General features: G+C 65.0%; 13 protein-coding genes and 1 rRNA gene. All 14 read right to left on the bottom strand.

Going from position 1 to position 16,642, the window contains the following annotated elements:
• Positions 1–2,454 (bottom strand): outer membrane protein assembly factor BamA, encoded by a 2,454-nt coding sequence (gene bamA, locus B2747_RS18910; protein ID WP_291164735.1) that lies wholly within the window; start codon positions 2,452–2,454, stop codon positions 1–3.
• A 194-nt stretch (positions 2,455–2,648) separates the two neighbouring features.
• The gene (locus tag B2747_RS18905) at positions 2,649–5,168 is read right to left on the bottom strand and encodes an ATP-dependent Clp protease ATP-binding subunit (RefSeq protein WP_291164733.1); all 2,520 of its coding nucleotides are present in this window, start codon (positions 5,166–5,168) and stop codon (positions 2,649–2,651) included.
• 28 nt (positions 5,169–5,196) lie between these two features.
• Positions 5,197–6,297: a protein arginine kinase gene (locus B2747_RS18900; protein ID WP_291164731.1), complete on the bottom strand. Its 1,101-nt coding sequence runs from the start codon at positions 6,295–6,297 to the stop codon at positions 5,197–5,199.
• The gene (locus B2747_RS18895; RefSeq protein ID WP_291164728.1) at positions 6,294–6,791 is read right to left on the bottom strand and encodes a UvrB/UvrC motif-containing protein; all 498 of its coding nucleotides are present in this window, start codon (positions 6,789–6,791) and stop codon (positions 6,294–6,296) included. Before B2747_RS18895 ends, B2747_RS18900 begins: the two co-directional genes overlap by 4 nt.
• Positions 6,791–7,522 (bottom strand): ABC transporter ATP-binding protein, encoded by a 732-nt coding sequence (locus B2747_RS18890; RefSeq protein WP_291164725.1) that lies wholly within the window; start codon positions 7,520–7,522, stop codon positions 6,791–6,793. The genes B2747_RS18895 and B2747_RS18890 overlap by 1 nt, the downstream gene beginning before the upstream one ends.
• Positions 7,515–8,759, bottom strand: coding sequence for an ABC transporter permease (locus tag B2747_RS18885; protein ID WP_291164722.1), 1,245 nt, complete (start codon positions 8,757–8,759; stop codon positions 7,515–7,517). The genes B2747_RS18890 and B2747_RS18885 overlap by 8 nt, the downstream gene beginning before the upstream one ends.
• 4 nt (positions 8,760–8,763) lie before the next feature.
• A complete protein-coding gene (lysS, locus tag B2747_RS18880) occupies positions 8,764–10,230 on the bottom strand; it encodes a lysine--tRNA ligase (protein WP_414652209.1) in 1,467 nt (488 codons plus the stop codon).
• 20 nt (positions 10,231–10,250) lie between these two features.
• A protein-coding gene (prfB, locus tag B2747_RS18875) for a peptide chain release factor 2 (protein ID WP_343125931.1) occupies positions 10,251–11,376 on the bottom strand; the annotation gives its coding sequence in 2 pieces (ribosomal slippage) (positions 10,251–11,312 and positions 11,314–11,376; 1,125 coding nt in all).
• A 143-nt stretch (positions 11,377–11,519) separates the two neighbouring features.
• Entirely contained in the window at positions 11,520–12,326 is an 807-nt protein-coding gene (locus B2747_RS18870; protein ID WP_291164716.1) for a zinc-ribbon domain-containing protein, read from the bottom strand.
• Positions 12,323–13,384 carry a GGDEF domain-containing protein gene (locus B2747_RS18865; RefSeq protein WP_291164713.1) on the bottom strand — a complete coding sequence of 354 codons (1,062 nt, stop codon included), beginning with the start codon at positions 13,382–13,384 and terminating at the stop codon, positions 12,323–12,325. The genes B2747_RS18870 and B2747_RS18865 overlap by 4 nt, the downstream gene beginning before the upstream one ends.
• A 201-nt stretch (positions 13,385–13,585) precedes the next feature.
• Entirely contained in the window at positions 13,586–14,527 is a 942-nt protein-coding gene (locus B2747_RS18860) for a hypothetical protein (protein ID WP_291164711.1), read from the bottom strand.
• Positions 14,527–15,438: a PorV/PorQ family protein gene (locus B2747_RS18855; protein WP_291164709.1), complete on the bottom strand. Its 912-nt coding sequence runs from the start codon at positions 15,436–15,438 to the stop codon at positions 14,527–14,529. The genes B2747_RS18860 and B2747_RS18855 overlap by 1 nt, the downstream gene beginning before the upstream one ends.
• Positions 15,439–15,515: 77 nt before the next feature.
• The gene (gene era / locus B2747_RS18850; protein WP_291164706.1) at positions 15,516–16,394 is read right to left on the bottom strand and encodes a GTPase Era; all 879 of its coding nucleotides are present in this window, start codon (positions 16,392–16,394) and stop codon (positions 15,516–15,518) included.
• A gap of 156 nt (positions 16,395–16,550) precedes the next feature.
• Positions 16,551–16,642: ribosomal RNA gene (gene rrf, locus B2747_RS18845) — 5S ribosomal RNA — on the bottom strand; the annotation flags it as partial.

Here is a 16,642-nt window from a genome sequence, read left to right as displayed (position 1 = left end):
TTAGAAGAGCTGACCGAGCCGGAAGTGGAACTGCCAGCGGGGGTCCTTGCGGATCCGTCCCGTCAGCACGTCCACCGTCGTGCGATCGAAGCCGTACGCCATGTCGAGTCCCAGAGGACCGAGGGGCGTAACGGTAGATACCCCGAATCCGGCAGAACGGAAGAGGCGGGTGGGGTTGATCTGACGGGCCGAGGCCCAGTTGTTGCCGGCGTCGGCGAAGATGTTCGCGTAGAACATCTGGTTGAAGCGGAGGCCGATCTCCCCCGTCATCGTCATGAAGGCGTTGCCGAACGAGGCCGGGTCCGAGCGGAACTGGTCCGTATTCGGATTGAAGCCCCCCGGAGTGATCGAGAACTCCGGGTAGCCACGCAGCTGCTGACCGAACATCACGCCACCCACGGCGAACTGCTGCTGGAAGAAGAACGGACCCGAGTTGCCGAACAGGGCCCCAGCGCGGGCAGTCAGGCCCATGGTGAACTTGATCGGCTGCGAGCCCGGGTTGCCGCCACCAAGCTGCCCCAGCAGCGAGTAGGCCCGCATTTCCGTAGTGACACGCTGGAAGTTGACCGTCCCCCCCAGCGGGCCGCCGCTGAAGTCGGTGGAGATCATCTTCATGGAGCCCTCCGTGGCAAACGGCAGGTCCACGCGCGTATCCGACGTGTACTCGAGACCCAGGTTCGAGCGGAAGCAGTTGCGCGAGCAGCTCCCCTGAATGGTACCCGAGGTGAACGTGGCGGATTCACCGTTGTACGAAATACCGAGGCTCGAGAACAGCGACCAGGGCACCGGCAGGCCGAGGCGGAACTGGCCACCCGTGCGGATGTTCTGGCCCAGGTTGCCGACGATGAAGCGCGACTGCGTGCGATAGGCGCTGAGGGCGCCCGACAGACGGGTGCCACGCAGCGCGGGGTCGGTGTACGTGGCCGTGAAGTCGTTGAAGAAGCGGCCGTACTGCCAGTTGAGGCGACCCGACTTGCAGAGGCCAAACAGGTTGGGCTGCTCGAGCCCGATGAAGCCGCCGAAGCCCACGCCACCCTGGCCCATGCTGGCGCCGAAGTTGATGCTGCCCGTGCGCTTCTCCTTCACACGGAAGACAATGTCCACGTCGCCCTGATCATTGATGGGGCGATAGTCGGGGAACGGCATCGGCTGCTCGAAGAAATTCATGTTGCCGATGCTCTGGTAGCTGCGAATCAGCGCCGCCTGATTGAACGGGCCGCCGGGCACCAGGAAGATCTGTCGGCGAATGCAGTCATCCGCCGTGTAGTCGTTGCCGATGATCTCGATGCGGTTCACGATGGCGGGATTCCGCTCGTCGATTTCCCAGCGGAGGTTCACCGTGGGTACCGAATCGGCCCCCTCATAGCGACGCTCCACCACCGGCCGCACCTGCGCATACAGATAGCCGTTGTTGCGGTACTCGTTGTTCAGCTTCTCGATGGACTCATCCCACTTGGCCTGATCGAAGATGCCTTCAGGCGCTGCCGGCTGGCGGCGAATGAGCCCCTTGAGACGCTGACTGAGCGAGGGGTCCTGCCCATCAAAGGGATAAAAACGACGCAGGGCATCGGTGGGAAACCGGCGGTTGCCCGCGATCTCAAAGCTGCCCACGCGGAACTTGGGCCCCTCATCCACCCCAATGCGGACGAGTCCCTTGCCGAGCTCACGATCGACAATGAGTGTGTCCTGCGTGATGCGCATGTCCACATGACCGAGCCGCGCATACAGCTGCGGAATGCGCTCGCCCAGATCGCCCACGTACTTGTCGTCGTCGTACTCACCCTTGCGGAAGAACCAGAAGCCCTCGGGCTTGGTCTTCATGGCGCCCACGACAACCTTCTCCTTCACCGCGTCATTGCCGACGATGTCGATGCCGGAGATGGCCAGGCGCCGTCCCTCATCCACCGTGTACGTCAGCGCAATGCGCCCGTCGTCCATGACGGTGGAATCGATCTTCACCTCGGCGAGATAATAACCCGCCGCTTCGTAGGTGGAGTCAATGCGCGCGCGCGCACGCGCGACTTGCAGCGGATCAATGGGACGGCCGATGAGAAGATCGATCTTGTCCGACACGGAGCGCTCGGACAACGCCGAAGGCCCGGTGACCTTGAGATCGCCCAGAATCGCACGCTCGCGCACCTGGATGACCGTGAGCACGCGCTCCGGCACCGTCTCCAGATCGCAAAGAATCTGAACGTCGTCAAATTCGCCCAACTGATAGAGCGCCTTGATGGCGCGCTGCAGCGGCGGAAAGCTGAGCTGCATACCCGGTGTGATGCCGGCTTCGGTCCGAATGCGCGACGCTTCCACCCGCACATTGCCACGCACCACCACGGAATCGGCGGTGGCACATCGTCCACTCGCGTCCTGCGCCTCAAGGGTCCTCGGGCTTCCCAGGAAAGCACCAAGGACCGCCGCGGCCGGCAGCACCCACTGCACCAGTTTTTGGGACACGCGTTTCAGCATAGCCTCGAAATATAGCGGGCGACGCCCCCGGAAGGGGGTGGCTTGGCGGGCCATTCTTCACGCCGCCGAACGGGCATCCCGTTGGCCCGACGCACAAACGGCCGGCCCTGAGAGGGGCCAGCCGTTTGACACCAAGTCCCGCGCGATCGTTTCCCCGGAATCCCGCCCCGGGGCGTCGAAAATCAGGACGCCTGCGGGGTCGGACTGAGCACGCGGAACTCCAACTTGTCCTTCTCGGACGTGGATACCGCCACCTCGATATCGTCGCCGCGTGAGAACTCGCCCGTGAGAATCTTCTCCGAGAGCGGATCCTCGACATAGCGCTGGATGGCCCGCTTGAGCGGACGCGCACCGAAGTGCTCGTCGTGCCCATGGTCGACCAGGAACTCCGTGGCCTCCGCCGTGAGCTTGATCGTGATTTCCTCTTCGGCCAGACGCTTCTGTACGTCGGCGAAGAGAATGGACACGATCTGCGAGATGTGCTCCTTGCCCAGCGGGTGGAACACGATCACGTCGTCCAGGCGGTTCAGGAACTCGGGATTGAAGACCCGGCCCATCTCCTCCTTGACCTTGTCGGCAATGCGCTCGAAATCCCCACGCGCATCGTTGGTCGCGAAGCCCAGCGACTTGCCCTTGGTGATGTCCTTGGCGCCCACGTTGGACGTCATGATCACCACGGTGTTCTTGAAGTCGATGACGCGACCGTAGTTGTCGGTGAGGTGACCCTCATCGAGCACCTGCAGCAGGATGTTGAACACATCCGGATGCGCCTTCTCGATTTCGTCGAGCAGGATGACGCTGTACGGCTTGCGGCGCACGGCCTTGGTGAGCGTCCCCGAGTCCTCGTAGCCCACATAACCCGGCGGCGCACCAATCAGACGCGAGACGGAAAACTTCTCCATGTACTCGCTCATGTCCACGCGAATGAGCGCCGAGGCGTCCGCGAACATGAACTTGGCCAGCGCACGCGCCAGCTCGGTCTTGCCGACACCCGTGGGACCCGAGAAGATGAACGAGCCAATGGGGCGACGCGGATCCTTGAGACCGGCGCGGCTGCGGCGGATGGACCGCGCGAGCGCCTTGATGGCCTCGTCCTGGCCCACCACGGTGCCGTGCAGCTCGTCTTCCATGCGCAACAGGCGCGACGTCTCCGCTTCCTGCAGACGCGTAACGGGAATGCCCGTCCAGCGACTTACGATGAAGGAGATCTCTTCCTCGCCGAGCGTGGGGCGGAACGACTGACGCCGCTGCTCCCACTCGTCCTGCTTGCGACGGATTTCGCCCTGCAGCTCGCGCTCCGTGTCACGCAGCGAGGCCGCGCGCTCGAAGTTCTGGTCGCGGACCGCCGCTTCCTTGTCGGCGTTGATCTTTTCGAGCTGTTCCTTGAGCTCCGCCACTTCCGCCGGCGGCACCTGCGCGGCCAGGCGCGCGCGCGCACCCGCCTCGTCGATGACGTCGATGGCCTTGTCCGGCAGGAAGCGATCGGTGATGTAGCGCTCCGACAGCTTGGCCGCCGCCAACAGCGTTTCGTCGGGGATGTTCACCCGGTGGTGATCCTCGTACTTCTTGCGCAGGCCCTGCAGAATCTGCACGGTCTCGTCGATTGACGGCGGATCGACCACCACGGTCTGGAAGCGACGCTCGAGCGCACCGTCCTTCTCGATGTACTTGCGGTACTCGTTGAGCGTGGACGCACCGACGCACTGCAGCTCGCCGCGCGCCAGCGCCGGCTTGAGCATGTTGCTGGCGTCGATGGCGCCTTCGGCCGCTCCGGCACCGACCAGCGTGTGCAGCTCGTCGATGAACAGAATGACCTGCTTGTTCTGCGCGATCTCGTTCATGACCGCCTTGAGGCGCTCCTCGAACTGACCGCGATACTTGGTGCCCGCAATGACCGCCGCCATGTCCAGCGACAGCACGCGGTTGTCGCGCAGCGAATCGGGGCAGTCGCCGTTCGCGATGAGCTGTGCCAGCCCTTCGACGATGGCCGTCTTGCCTACACCGGGTTCGCCGATGAGCACCGGATTGTTCTTCTTGCGGCGCGTGAGCACTTCCATGACGCGCTCGATTTCCTTGGCACGCCCGATCGTGGGATCGAGCTGCCCTTCGGCCGCCAGCTGCGTGAGGTCGCGGCAGAAGTGGTCGAGTGCCGGCGTCTTGGACTTCTTCTCGCCCTTGGCCGACGAGGACGACGCGGCCGACGGCGGTGCCCCGCTGCCCGCCTTTTCGGCGGCCGGCGGTGTGCCACCCTGCGGCATTTCCGTGCCGAGCAGGCGCAGCGTTTCAGCGCGCGCCGCTTCGAGGTTGACGCCCGCGTCCGTCAACACCTGCGCGGCAATGCCCTTCTCCTCACGGAGCAGGCCAAGCAGCAGGTGCTCGGTGCCGACATAGCTGTGGTTGAGATCGCGCGCCTCGGCCATGGCCAATTCCAGCACCTTCTTGGCGCGCGATGTATACGGCAGATCCGGGCCGGTGGCCTGCGCCGCCTTCCCCTTCTTGACCGTATCCTCGATTTTGGTGGTCACGTCGTCGAGATCGACGTTGAGGTTCTGCAGCACTGCTGCCGCAACCCCTTCCCCCTCGCGGATCAGGCCGAGCAGGATGTGCTCCGTGCCCACGTACTCATGGTGCAGTCGCGCGGCTTCTTCGCGCGCCATGGCCAGGACCTTCCGCACCCGCTCGGTGAAGTTGTAGCCGTTCATCGTCCCCTCAGGGTCGTTGGGAAGCGGTTCATTCGACACCACCGCCTTCGCTCACCAGGACCTGCCGCACATAGCGGGCACGGGCCAGGTTTGCTTCGCCATCCGTCAGCACCCGCCCCTCGCCATGGGAGAGGTGTGCCGTCTGCGCAAAAATCAGGAGCTTGTTGAGAGTGTATACACTGAGCCCGGTGATCAGTTTCAGACCGACCGCCAGTCGCACGCCACTCAGGTAGTTCATGGCTTCGTCGAACGTCAGACTGCGGGCGTACCGCAATGTGCCGTAGGCGCGCCACAACTTGTCCTCGATAATATAGCCCGCATCCCGCACCAGCACACGACGGGCTTCCTCCTCGCGCTCGATCACATGACGCACGACGCGCACGAGCAGGTCCTGCAACTCCTCTTCCGATCGTCCCAGCGTGGTCTGGTTGGACAACTGGAAAAAGTTGCCCACAACCTCACTCCCCTCGCCGTACAACCCGCGATACGTGAGGCCCATCTGCTGCAGGCCGGCCAGCACCTTGCCGATTTCCTTGGTCAGCACCAGTCCCGGCAAGTGGATCAACACCGAGGCCCGCAATCCGGTGCCCGTATTGGTCGGACAGGCCGTGAGGAATCCGAACTCGCGGTGATAGGCATAGGGCAGCTGCGCGCCCAGCTCACGATCGAGCCGCGTTACGGCTCCGAAGGCCTCCGCCACGGCGAAGCCCGACCGCAAAGCCTGCAGCCGCAGGTGATCCTCTTCGTTGACCAGCAAGCCGGCCTGTTCACCCAGAAAGGCCGCAGCACCTGAGCGCACCGGATGCTGCGGATCGAGGCCGGCCAGTTCCTTGCTCACCAGATGCCGCTCATGCAGCAGCTGGCGATCCACCGCCTCCAGTTCATCGAGGCGCACCAGCACCGAACTGCGCAGTGTGGGCACACCGCCCAGCGCATCACGCACCTGGGCCAGCAAACGCAGTCGCTCGCCATCGCGGGCCCGTCCGGTGAACGCATAACCGCTCACGTTGCGCGCCAATCGCATGCGAGTGGAGATCACCACGTCGCTATTGGGGCCCGATGCATCCAGCCACTGCACACCACCATCGGGCAGCAGTGACAAGTCGAGCTCGGGGCGCGGACTCGTCATACGGTTTCCGTCTCCAACTGGCGAATGCGGTCGCGGAGCGACGCCGCCAGTTCGAACTGCTCCGCCTCGACGGCGCGGCGCAGACGGTCCCGCAAGTCGTGCAGCGTGTCCGGTTTCTCCAGCACATGGGTGACCGGCGCATCGTAACGCTGACCCACATGACGCGAGCTGCCATGCAGCCGCCGCAGCAACTCGCGCAGGCTGTGCTCCATGGCATCGTAGCAGTGCGCGCAACCCAGCCGGCCACTGGCGCGGAAATCACGCGCCGTGGCTCCGCAGAACGCGCAGGCCGCCGCGTCTTCACTTGTGCTGGGCGCCTGCTGCTGCACCGCCTGCAGAATGTCACCCAACGGGTGCTGCGGCACCGAAAGCGTGGTCTCCACGCCCTTCGCCGCCGCGCACTTTTCGCAGAGATGCAACTGCGTGACCGCGTTATCCACGATCCGCGTCAGGTGCACCACCGCATCCCGTTCCTTGCAGCTGTCGCACAGCATCAGCCGTCCCCCCGGACATCCGACTCCACCAACCGTCCTCCCACCAACGAAAGCACTCGATCGGCCCGTGCCGCCAGACTCTGGTTGTGGGTGACTACCACCAACCCCAGAGACTGCTCGCGGGCCAGTTCCGCAAACAGGTCGTGCAACCGCTCAGCGTTGTAACGGTCGAGATTGCCACTTGGTTCATCTGCCAGCAGCACCGCCGGGCGGGCTGCCAGGGCCCGCGCCACCGCCGTACGCTGCTGCTCTCCGCCCGACATGGCCGCCGGCCGGTGATGCAGGCGCTCCCCCAGCCCCACGCGGGCCAACAGACCGGCCGCCCGTTCCCGGGCCTCGGCCTCCTCCATTCCACTAATCCTCAGCGGCATCATGACGTTCTCGATAGCCGAGAATTCGCGCAGGAGATGGTGGAACTGGAAAACGAAGCCCACCGTCCGGTTGCGCAGCGCGTCCACCGCTTCGTCACTGAGGGTTTCCACCGCCTGACCATCCAGGCGCACCCGGCCGGCCGTCGGGCGGTCCAACGCCCCCAGCACATGCAACAGGGTGCTCTTGCCGGCCCCGCTCTCCCCCACGATGGCCACCATCTCGCCGCGCTGTACCTCGATGGCGACCTCATCGAGCACGCGCAGAATCATGCCATCGCCGCCGCGGTACTCCATGACCACACCCTCGGCTGCCACCACTGGGGCCACAGCGCCTTGGGCTTGCTGAGCGGTCTCACTCATGGCGAATGGCCTCCACCGGGTAGAGGCGGGCCGCTTGTGCGGCCGGATACAGGGTCGCGAGGGTGGAGACCACGAAACTGACACCGACAATGAGCACGATGTCTGGGATATCGAGCCTCACCGGCAGATGATCGATGAGGTACACCGACGGATCGAGGGCGATCAACTGCTTGGCCTCCAGCAGCCAGGCAAGGCTGATGCCGAGCACCAATCCGCCCACCGTGCCGACCGCCCCAATGACCACGCCCTGCCAGAGAAAGACCCGACGCACAGACGTCGCCGACAGGCCCATGGCACGCAGAATGCCGATCTCACGGGTCTTGTCCGACACGACCATGGTCAGTGTGCTGACGATGTTGAATGCTGCCACCACAAATATCAGCAGCAGAATGAAGCCCATGCCCAGCTTCTCGAGACTGAGGGCCTGAAAGAACGAGCGATTGTGCTCCTGCCACGAAATCGCCCGCACCGGCGCTGTCAATGTGGCGCGCAGTGTGTCGGCGACCGCCGGCGCTGCGTTGCGATCGGCAGTCTTGACTTCGATGCCCGTCACATCCTCGCCAAACCCAGAGAATCGCTGCGCCGCCTCCAGCGAGACATAGGCCCAGCCATCGTCGTAGTCGTACAGACCCGTTTCGAAGAGCCCGGTCACCACCAGTGAATCGTAGCCCGGGATGAGCATGCCGGTGGACGCGTTGATCTCCTGCGTGCCGACACCGTAGAGCACCACCGTGTCACCGGGGAACGCGTTCAGCTTGGACGCCAGCAAGCGGCCCAATACCACACCCGGCAGGTCCACGCCTTCGCGGCGGAACGCGAACTCCCCCAGAATGGCCTGCTGCCGTATGGCGGTGACTTCGCCGTCGCCGGCAGGTGGCAGTCCCACCACCTGCGCACCCGTCGGATACCCGCGCAAGTTGCGCACCAGCGCTTGCGTTTGCACAAAGGGCGCGGCGCGTTCCACACCGGGCGCACGACGCACTTGCTCCAGGACCGGCTGCCAGTCTCGCAGCCGCATGTCGTCCCCATACGGCAGCACGCGCACATCAGGACTGCCCACGAGGATGCGTTCGCGGAGATAGTACTGCAACCCACTCATCACCCCCATCACGATGATGAGCGCCGAAACGCCCACCACGACGCCAGCGATGGATATGACGCTACTGAGCGACAACAGCCGCGACCCGCGCCGACTGCGCAGGTAACGCCAGGCAATCGCCATCTCGAGCGCACGCATGCGACTACTCCGGCCGCATGGTGGGGAACAGGATCACATCGCGAATGTTGTGCGTGTCCGTGAGGTACATGAACAACCGGTCGATGCCGATGCCCACGCCGCCCGTGGGCGGCATGCCGTACTCCATCGCGCGCAGATAATCCTCGTCCACACCGCTCGCCTCGTCGTCACCCGCGGCACGCAGCGCCGCCTGCGCCTCGAAGCGCTCGCGCTGATCGATGGGGTCGTTGAGCTCGGAGAAGGCGTTGGCCAGTTCCTTGCCCTTGGCAAACAGCTCGAAGCGCTCCGTGATGCCTTCCGGGCCACCGCGCTTGGGCTTGGCCAGCGGCGAGAGTTCCTTCGGATAATCCACCACGAACGTCGGTGTATCGATGCGCGACTCCACGAGTTCCTGGAACATCTCGTCGAGCAGCTTGGGCCGACTCAGGGTGGACACCTTGGACACACCAATGCGCTCGGCCATGCTTCGCAACTCGGCATCGCTGGCCGCCATGACGTCGGCACCCGCCGCCTTCGACAGACTGGGCACCCACTCAATGCGCGGGAACGGCGTCACCAGCTGCGGCACCTTCTCACCCACGATGGGAATGGCACGCACCGCATCGGAGGCGGCCACCAGCAGCGACTCCACCCGCTCCATCATGGTGGTGTAGTCGGCAAACGCCTCGTAAAACTCGAGCATCGTGAACTCCGGATTGTGCGTCCGGTCGATGCCTTCGTTGCGGAAGTCGTGGCCGATCTCGTACACGCGCTCGAAGCCGCCCACGATGAGGCGCTTCAGGTACAACTCGTCGGCAATGCGCAGATACAGCGGCATGTCGAGCGTGTTGTGGTGCGTGATGAAGGGACGCGCCGCGGCACCGCCGTACAGCGGCTGCAACACCGGCGTCTCCACTTCGAGGTACCCCAGGCCATCGAGGTGCGAGCGGATGGCGCGCGTGAGCACCGAGCGGGCACGGAACAGCGCCCGCACTTCGGGATGCACCGCGAGGTCCGCATAGCGCTGCCGCGCGCGCTGCTCGGTATCACTGAAGGCCGAATAGCGCACGAGCTGCCCGTCCACCACCTGCTCCTTGCCCAACGGCAGCGGACGCAGTGACTTGGACAGCAATTCCACCTGCACCACCTTGATCGTGGCCTCGCCCGTGCGCGTGCGCATCATCGTGCCACGCACGCCCACCCAGTCGCCCAGGTCGTAATCGCCCAGCTGCGCGAAGGCCGCGTCGCCGATTTCGTCTTTGCGGAAGTACAACTGCACACGGCCGTCCATGTCAGCCAGGTGCGCGAACGCCGTCTTGCCTTGGCTGCGCCACGACACGAGACGACCGGCTACGGTGACCTCCGGACCCTCTTCGCTGCTGCCCAATGCCGCCACGGCTTCCGCCGCCGTGTGCGTGCGATCGAACGAGTACCCAAAGGGTTCCACGCCAGCCGCCCGCAAGCGGTCGAGCTTCTCGCGCCGAGCCTGCATCAGGAAGTTCAGTTCTTCACTCACGCCACGCCTCCCTCGGCGCCAGCGGCGCTCTCCTGCTTGAGGTAGGCCTGGATGAACGGATCGATGTCGCCGTCCATCACTTTCTGCACGTCGGCGATCTTGAGCTCGGTGCGGTGGTCGTTGACCATCGTGTAGGGCTGGAAGACGTAGCTGCGGATTTGACTGCCGAACGTCACATCCTGCTTGTTGGCGTCGAACGCGGCCTTCACCGCCGCCTGCTTCTCCGCCTCGAGCTGATACAGGCGATTCTTGAGCTGCTTCATCGCCGTGGCCTTGTTCTTGAACTGCGAGCGTTCCTGCTGCGAGGCACACACGATGCCCGTGGGCAAGTGCGTGATGCGCACGGCCGACGAGGTCTTGTTGACGTGCTGCCCACCGGCACCCGAGGCACGATACACGTCGATCCGGAGATCCTCTTCGCGGATCTCGATGTTGATCTCCTCGTTCACCACCGGATACACGAAGACCGATGCAAAACTCGTGTGGCGACGCGCCTGCGAGTCGAACGGTGAAATTCGCACGAGACGATGCACCCCGGACTCGGGGCGCAGGAAGCCATAGGCGAACTGTCCCTTGATTTCGAGGACGGCGCCCTTGATCCCGGCTTCTTCGCCCTCGGACAAGTCGAGCATCTCGATCTCGAAACCCTTGCGTTCGGCCCAGCGCGTGTAGAGACGCAGCAGCATGCTGGCCCAGTCCTGGGCCTCCGTGCCACCGGCACCCGCCGAAATTTCGACCTGCGCGTCGCGGAAATCGTCCTTGCCGCGGAGCAGCGACTTGAGCTCGAAGGCATCGAGCTCCACCACAATGCGCTCCACTTCCGCATCGAGGTCGGCGTTCATGCCCGCGTCCGGCTCCATCGCCAGCAGTTCGTCGAGTTCGCGCGCACTCGCGATGCGCGACGTCAGCGATTCGGTGGGTTCCACCCACCCCTTCAATACCTTGACCTGCTGAACGATGTCGCGCGCATGCTCCTGGTCGTTCCAGAAAGCCGCGTCGGCCATCTCTTCTTCGTATGCGTTCAGCGTCGAGCGCTTGCTCTCGACGTCAAAGATACCTCCGCATGTCCGCGAGCCGTTCTTCAGCCCGCGCGAGCACCTTCAGGCGTTCGCCGTCCTGCATTGTCGCCTCCACGTACGACGCGAGCCGCTTTCCGCAGGGGAAAGCGGCCCGGGATGTGCCTGCTGCATGACCTGCCTCGAACCTTTGCAAGCTATCGGGTCCACGCGCGTCCCGACAGTCGGGGGCGCGTGTTCCCGCCGGGTTCAGAAGAGGCGGCGTCCGCCAGCAAGAATGTCGTTGAGGGCGTCCTGGAAATGCGGCGACTGCTCCGCTACGTCCCGACCCACCTGCTCTACATACTCCTCGTAGCTCTTCTTGATTTCCTCGCGGAACAATTGCCGCAGTGTGCCGTCGCGCAGCCCCTCCTCGCGCTTCTTCGGCTGATACGCCACGAGGTCACTGACCAGGGCCCGCGCCAGACGCCGCGCCCGCTCGGCGGGATCCGCCTTGAGGAAGGGATTGATGGGTCGACGGCCCGCCGCTGGCGTGCCGGCGACGGGGGTGGCCCGTGCAGCCATGCCGGCCGCTGGTGTGCCCGCGGCCGGCGTGCCGATCCGCGGCGACACCACCGGCGTGGCGGAACGCGGCGTGCCGAAACGACGTGGCGCCGGTGGCGCGTCCTGGGCGGGCGTCGCCCTTGGCGTCAAACTCGGCGTAGCCCTCGGCGTCATGGACGGCGACTGGGGCACCAGCGCGGGCGAGGACTGCGGCGTCGCGCTGCGCAGCGGCGGCGCATACACCGGGGTGTTGCGTGGGGCAGACACCGGCGCAACGGCCGCCGGCGTCGCGCTGGCGGCCACTCCGCGGGCAGGGGTAGCGCGCGAGGCACCACCACCAAAGGCCGGCACGGCGGCCGCGGCGTTGGCCGGCGTGATGGACACCGGCAATGTGCCGCCGCTTATCGCAATCACGCCGCCGCACACGCTGCAGCGGGCGCGTACACCGGTGGCCGGCACCTTGGCCGGATCCACGCGAAACACCGAACGGCACTCCGGGCAACTGACGTTCACGCGGCACCTCCGGCCGAGCGGGTGTCACCGCGAACACGGGAGTCGGGGATGGCGGGCGTGAAGGCCGGCGTCTGCTCATCACGACGACGATCCACTGCCCACACCGAACCCGGTAACGTCTTTGCGTAGCTCTTCATCTCCGTCGCCAACTCGCTGACCTCGATTGCCCGCGTGAAATGACGCCGCTGATTGGTGACCACGCCCACCGACAACGTCATCAGGGGCACGCGGTGCAACTGTCCTCGGCGATCCTTGCCAAAGAAATATCCCACGCGGCGGTCCTGCTCGGAATACTGCCAGGTCACCAATTCGTCGAAGACCTGCACGATATCATCGCACACGCGCGAGACGGCCGCGAGTGGGATGGTGAACAAGAAGTCATCACCGCCGATGTGCCCCACAAAGCCCTCGGCCCCGCACCAGCCCTTCACCACGTCGTGGAGAATGCGGGCCACCAGTTGGATGACCTTGTCACCCTGGTGGTAGCCGTAGCGATCGTTGAATTCCTTGAAGTGATCGAGATCGGCATAACAGGCCGCGAACTTCTCGCCACTGGCAACGCGTCTGGCCAACTCCGCAGCAATCTCGCGGGCGCCCGGTAGACGCGTAGACGGGTGCACATCCACGTCACGGTCGCTCCGGCGCAGCATGACCCGCACGCGGGTGGCCGCTTCCTCGGCCGGCACATCGTCGCGGAGCACTTCGTCCGCCCCCGCCTCAAAGGCGGCCGCCAAACCCGCTTCGGGCACCAGCATGAGCACCGGGATGATTCCCGTGAAGGCGTCGCGCTTGAGCCGACGGCAGGCCGCCAGCGCCTCGTCCAGCCAGGCAGCATCGGTGGTTGCGTCCGCCCCGGCATCGCCGGCCCCGGCCATCGTTGAGGCATCAAGCACGATGACACGCGGCCGCGACTTGAGGGAGCCTGCGACGATGAGGTCGGCCCGGTCCGTGCGCAGGCAACCACGCGTCGCGTCGGTCAGAAACTCCGTCAGCCACAACGGGTCGACCACGCGTCGCGTGAGAATCATCGCGCTCTGGTCGTCTGGTGTGGCGGTCATGCGGAGTCGGAGAAGCGGGCACGAAACCGGCCCCGCCGGACAGCGCCCGGCGGAACGGAGGATCGGTCCAATAAGGGCCGTAACCTATGGACGATCAACTTCGGGCATTTGGCACGGCGTGCGGAGCGTCACACTTTGCTCACACTTTGCTCACACTTTGCTCACGCGTTGCCCAAACGTTGCCCTGGGGGGATGGCTGGGCTAGCGCGTCCGTCGCAGGGAGACACCCGCCTGCCAGGCTCCTTGACCGTTGGCCGGGTCGCCCATGGGCACATAGCGCGTCTTGACGTCCCCAACGGCCACCCCAGCCACCCCGCCAAAGCGGCGGACCCGGACGCTCACATACGCGTCCACGAGGCTGGCCAGATGGTTCACGGCCACCACACCGAGGTAGTTCACCGCCCGCTGGTAGCTGCGGTTGGCCGAGTTGATGGTCTGCCTGTAGACATCCTGCTGGAGCTGGGCATCACGCCAGCTCCAGCGGTACTCGTCCGTGACGGCGTACTGGAGGTAAAAGGCGAGAGCCCGCTGGTACTCGGGGCTGGCCACCGGCGGCGCATTGTCCGGGTCCCGCCAGTACGTCTCGCGCGCCAGTTGCCAGCGAGCCCCGTTGTAGGTGGTCGGGTCCATTTCGGGATCAACGGCGCCCCCAGGAACGCGGTCGTAGACGCCGCTTTCGAGGAAGTGCTGCATGGTCTCGTAGTAATCCCATGTGCCCAGCGGCTTGGGTCCCGCAAAGGGCTGGCGGGCCACCTCAGCGGCAATCGACCGATAGGTATCGCGTTCCCGGTTTCCGTCGCGCAGTGCGGAGAAGTACTGCACGATCAGAAAGCCCTCGGCCACCAGATAGGCGACACTGCGCTGCTGGCCCAGGGCATACTGTCCACTGCCGGGGATGGCCAGCGAAGCCAGTGGGGCCCACCAGGGGGCCTTCAGCGAGTCCGCACGCCAGGCCTGCGGCGGGGCAAGCGTTGACGCGAGCGGCGATACGCGCGGCGATACGAGCGGCGTTACGAGCGATTGCGTCACCGACGGCATCTCTCGACGCAGCGCCACCGGCGCCTGTGCCGGCAGCGTCGCCGCGCAGCACACGATGCCGAGGCCGAGCCGTCGCGCAGCCTGCCAGGACAGCCGTGCGCGCATCAGAATCGCGTCCGCAGCGTGACGTACGTGGGCGGCTGACCCACCAGCGACGACGAGAACGCATCGAAGCGACGGGCGATGTCGAGGCCGAATGCCCCGCGTTGAATGCCAAACCCAATCGACGGTCCGCGTCCCTGCCCTTCCTGCATCTTGTAGCCGCCACGCAGGAACAGCACGTCCTTGTAGCCGAGCACCGCCCCCACCCCAGCCGCCGCACCGCCAATTGCGGATGCGCTCATGAGGTCGCCGCTCACTTCAAGCGACGCCTCACGATCTGCCAGCGCCTTGATGGGCACACGGGTGCGCACACCGCCCTGCACCACACGCGGCAGCGGATCGGCCTGCTCTGCATCACGGATTTGCAGGGCGGGGCCTACGTTGCGTACCGACAGGCCCACCGTGATCGGCAGACGGGTCGGCAGGACATACTGCGCCCCGAGATCCAGGGCACTGGTTGAGCCGGAGAGTACGGGCACAGAACCACAAATCCCGGTACAGGCGAAGCGCAACATCACGAACTTGTACGTCAGTCCTGCGCTGAAGGCCTTGCCCACGGGCGTGGCATACGACACCGCGAGTTGGTAATTGCGATTGGTGATGGTGCCAAGAATGTTGCCCTGATTGTCCGTGTTCTCCTGGTCGCCATAGTCCACGAGATACGCCGACGCGGCCAGTGTGCCCAGGACCTTGGAGGGCACCGAGAAGGCCAGCATGTTGCTGTTGGCGACGATGGTCGCCGAGTTGTGCACGGCCAGCTCGCGCTTGTTCAGTCGCGCCAGCGCCGCGGGATTCCACCACATGGCCTCAGTGCCCAGCGCGGTGTCGGCGGCCACGGCTTCACCGCTGCCCACGGCACGCGAACCGAATGGCGCCAGCAGAAAGAGTCCACCGCTCTGCGCAGCAAGCGACATGGGCGCTGCAGCAAGAAGGAAAGCCGCGCCGAGAGCCTGCAGCACATCCCGGCACGCGCGTTTGCCAGAGGACCGCATCACGCGCGCGAGTTGGGGTCGCCGTACCCAAGTCGCATGACCGCACCGCGGTTGCGTCGCCAATTCGGCAACACCTTGACCCAGAGGTCGAGATAGACCGGCTGGCCAACAAAGCGCTCGATCTTGGCTCGCGCGCTCTTGCCCAACTTCTTGATCTGTTGTCCGTTGGCTCCGATCACGATGCGCTTCTGACTTTCACGTTCAACATGCAGGACGGCCCGAATGTACAGCGGGGACGAGCCTTCCCGATACTCTTCGATTTCACACGCCAGCGCATGTGGCAATTCGTCGCCAAGCTGCTCCATGGCCGTCTCTCGCACGAACTCCGCGCAGAAGAACCGCACGGGCTGCGTGGAGATTTCATCGTCCGGATAGTAATACGGACTCGTTGGCAATCTGTCGGTGATGGCTGTCACCAACTGCTCCATGCCTTCGCCCTTGATGGCGGAGATCTGCACGGCCTCAGGGTAGCGCAGCGTCAACGCCTCGCGCCTCGCGGCATCGAGCAGATCCACCTTGTTGAGCGCCAGCAGCACCACGGCGCGCGGCGCCTGCTCCAGATGGGCCGCCTCGGCAAAGGAGCCGGGGATATTACCTGTGGCGTCCACGACATGCACCAGCACATCGGCGTCGCGAACGGCCGCCAGGGCGGCGTTCCGCATGGCGCTATGCAAGGTATCGCGCGGCTCGAGCAGACCGGGGGTGTCGAGGATGATCATTTGCGCCTCGCCCTCGGTGCGAATACCCACCACCCGATGCCGCGTGCTCTGCGGCTTGTTCGAGGTGATTGCCAGCTTCTCCCCGACCAGCCGATTGAGCAGCGTGGACTTCCCAGCGTTCGGGAATCCAGCCACGGTAACGATGCCAGCTCGGGTCATGCGAAAGGGACAGAGGTGGGATTCAAGCGAGTCGAAGGGTACACGGTGGCGCGTGGTGACGCTACCGTCATTTGATGGAAAGGGGCCATGGAAACTGAACGGCCACAAACGCAAAACCCCCGCCATACCGGAGTATGACGGGGGCGTTGCTAAGGGTGCCGGCAACGGCCTACTCTCCCGCGAGCTCTCGCCCGGAGTACCATCGGCGCTGTCAGGCTTGACGACCGTGTTCGGGATGGGAACGGGTA

It is taken from the genome of Gemmatimonas sp. UBA7669 (assembly GCF_002483225.1).
Classification (GTDB): Bacteria; Gemmatimonadota; Gemmatimonadetes; order Gemmatimonadales; family Gemmatimonadaceae; genus Gemmatimonas.
Note: the sequence above shows the minus strand (reverse complement) of the source record. Positions and strands in the feature narration are given on the sequence as shown.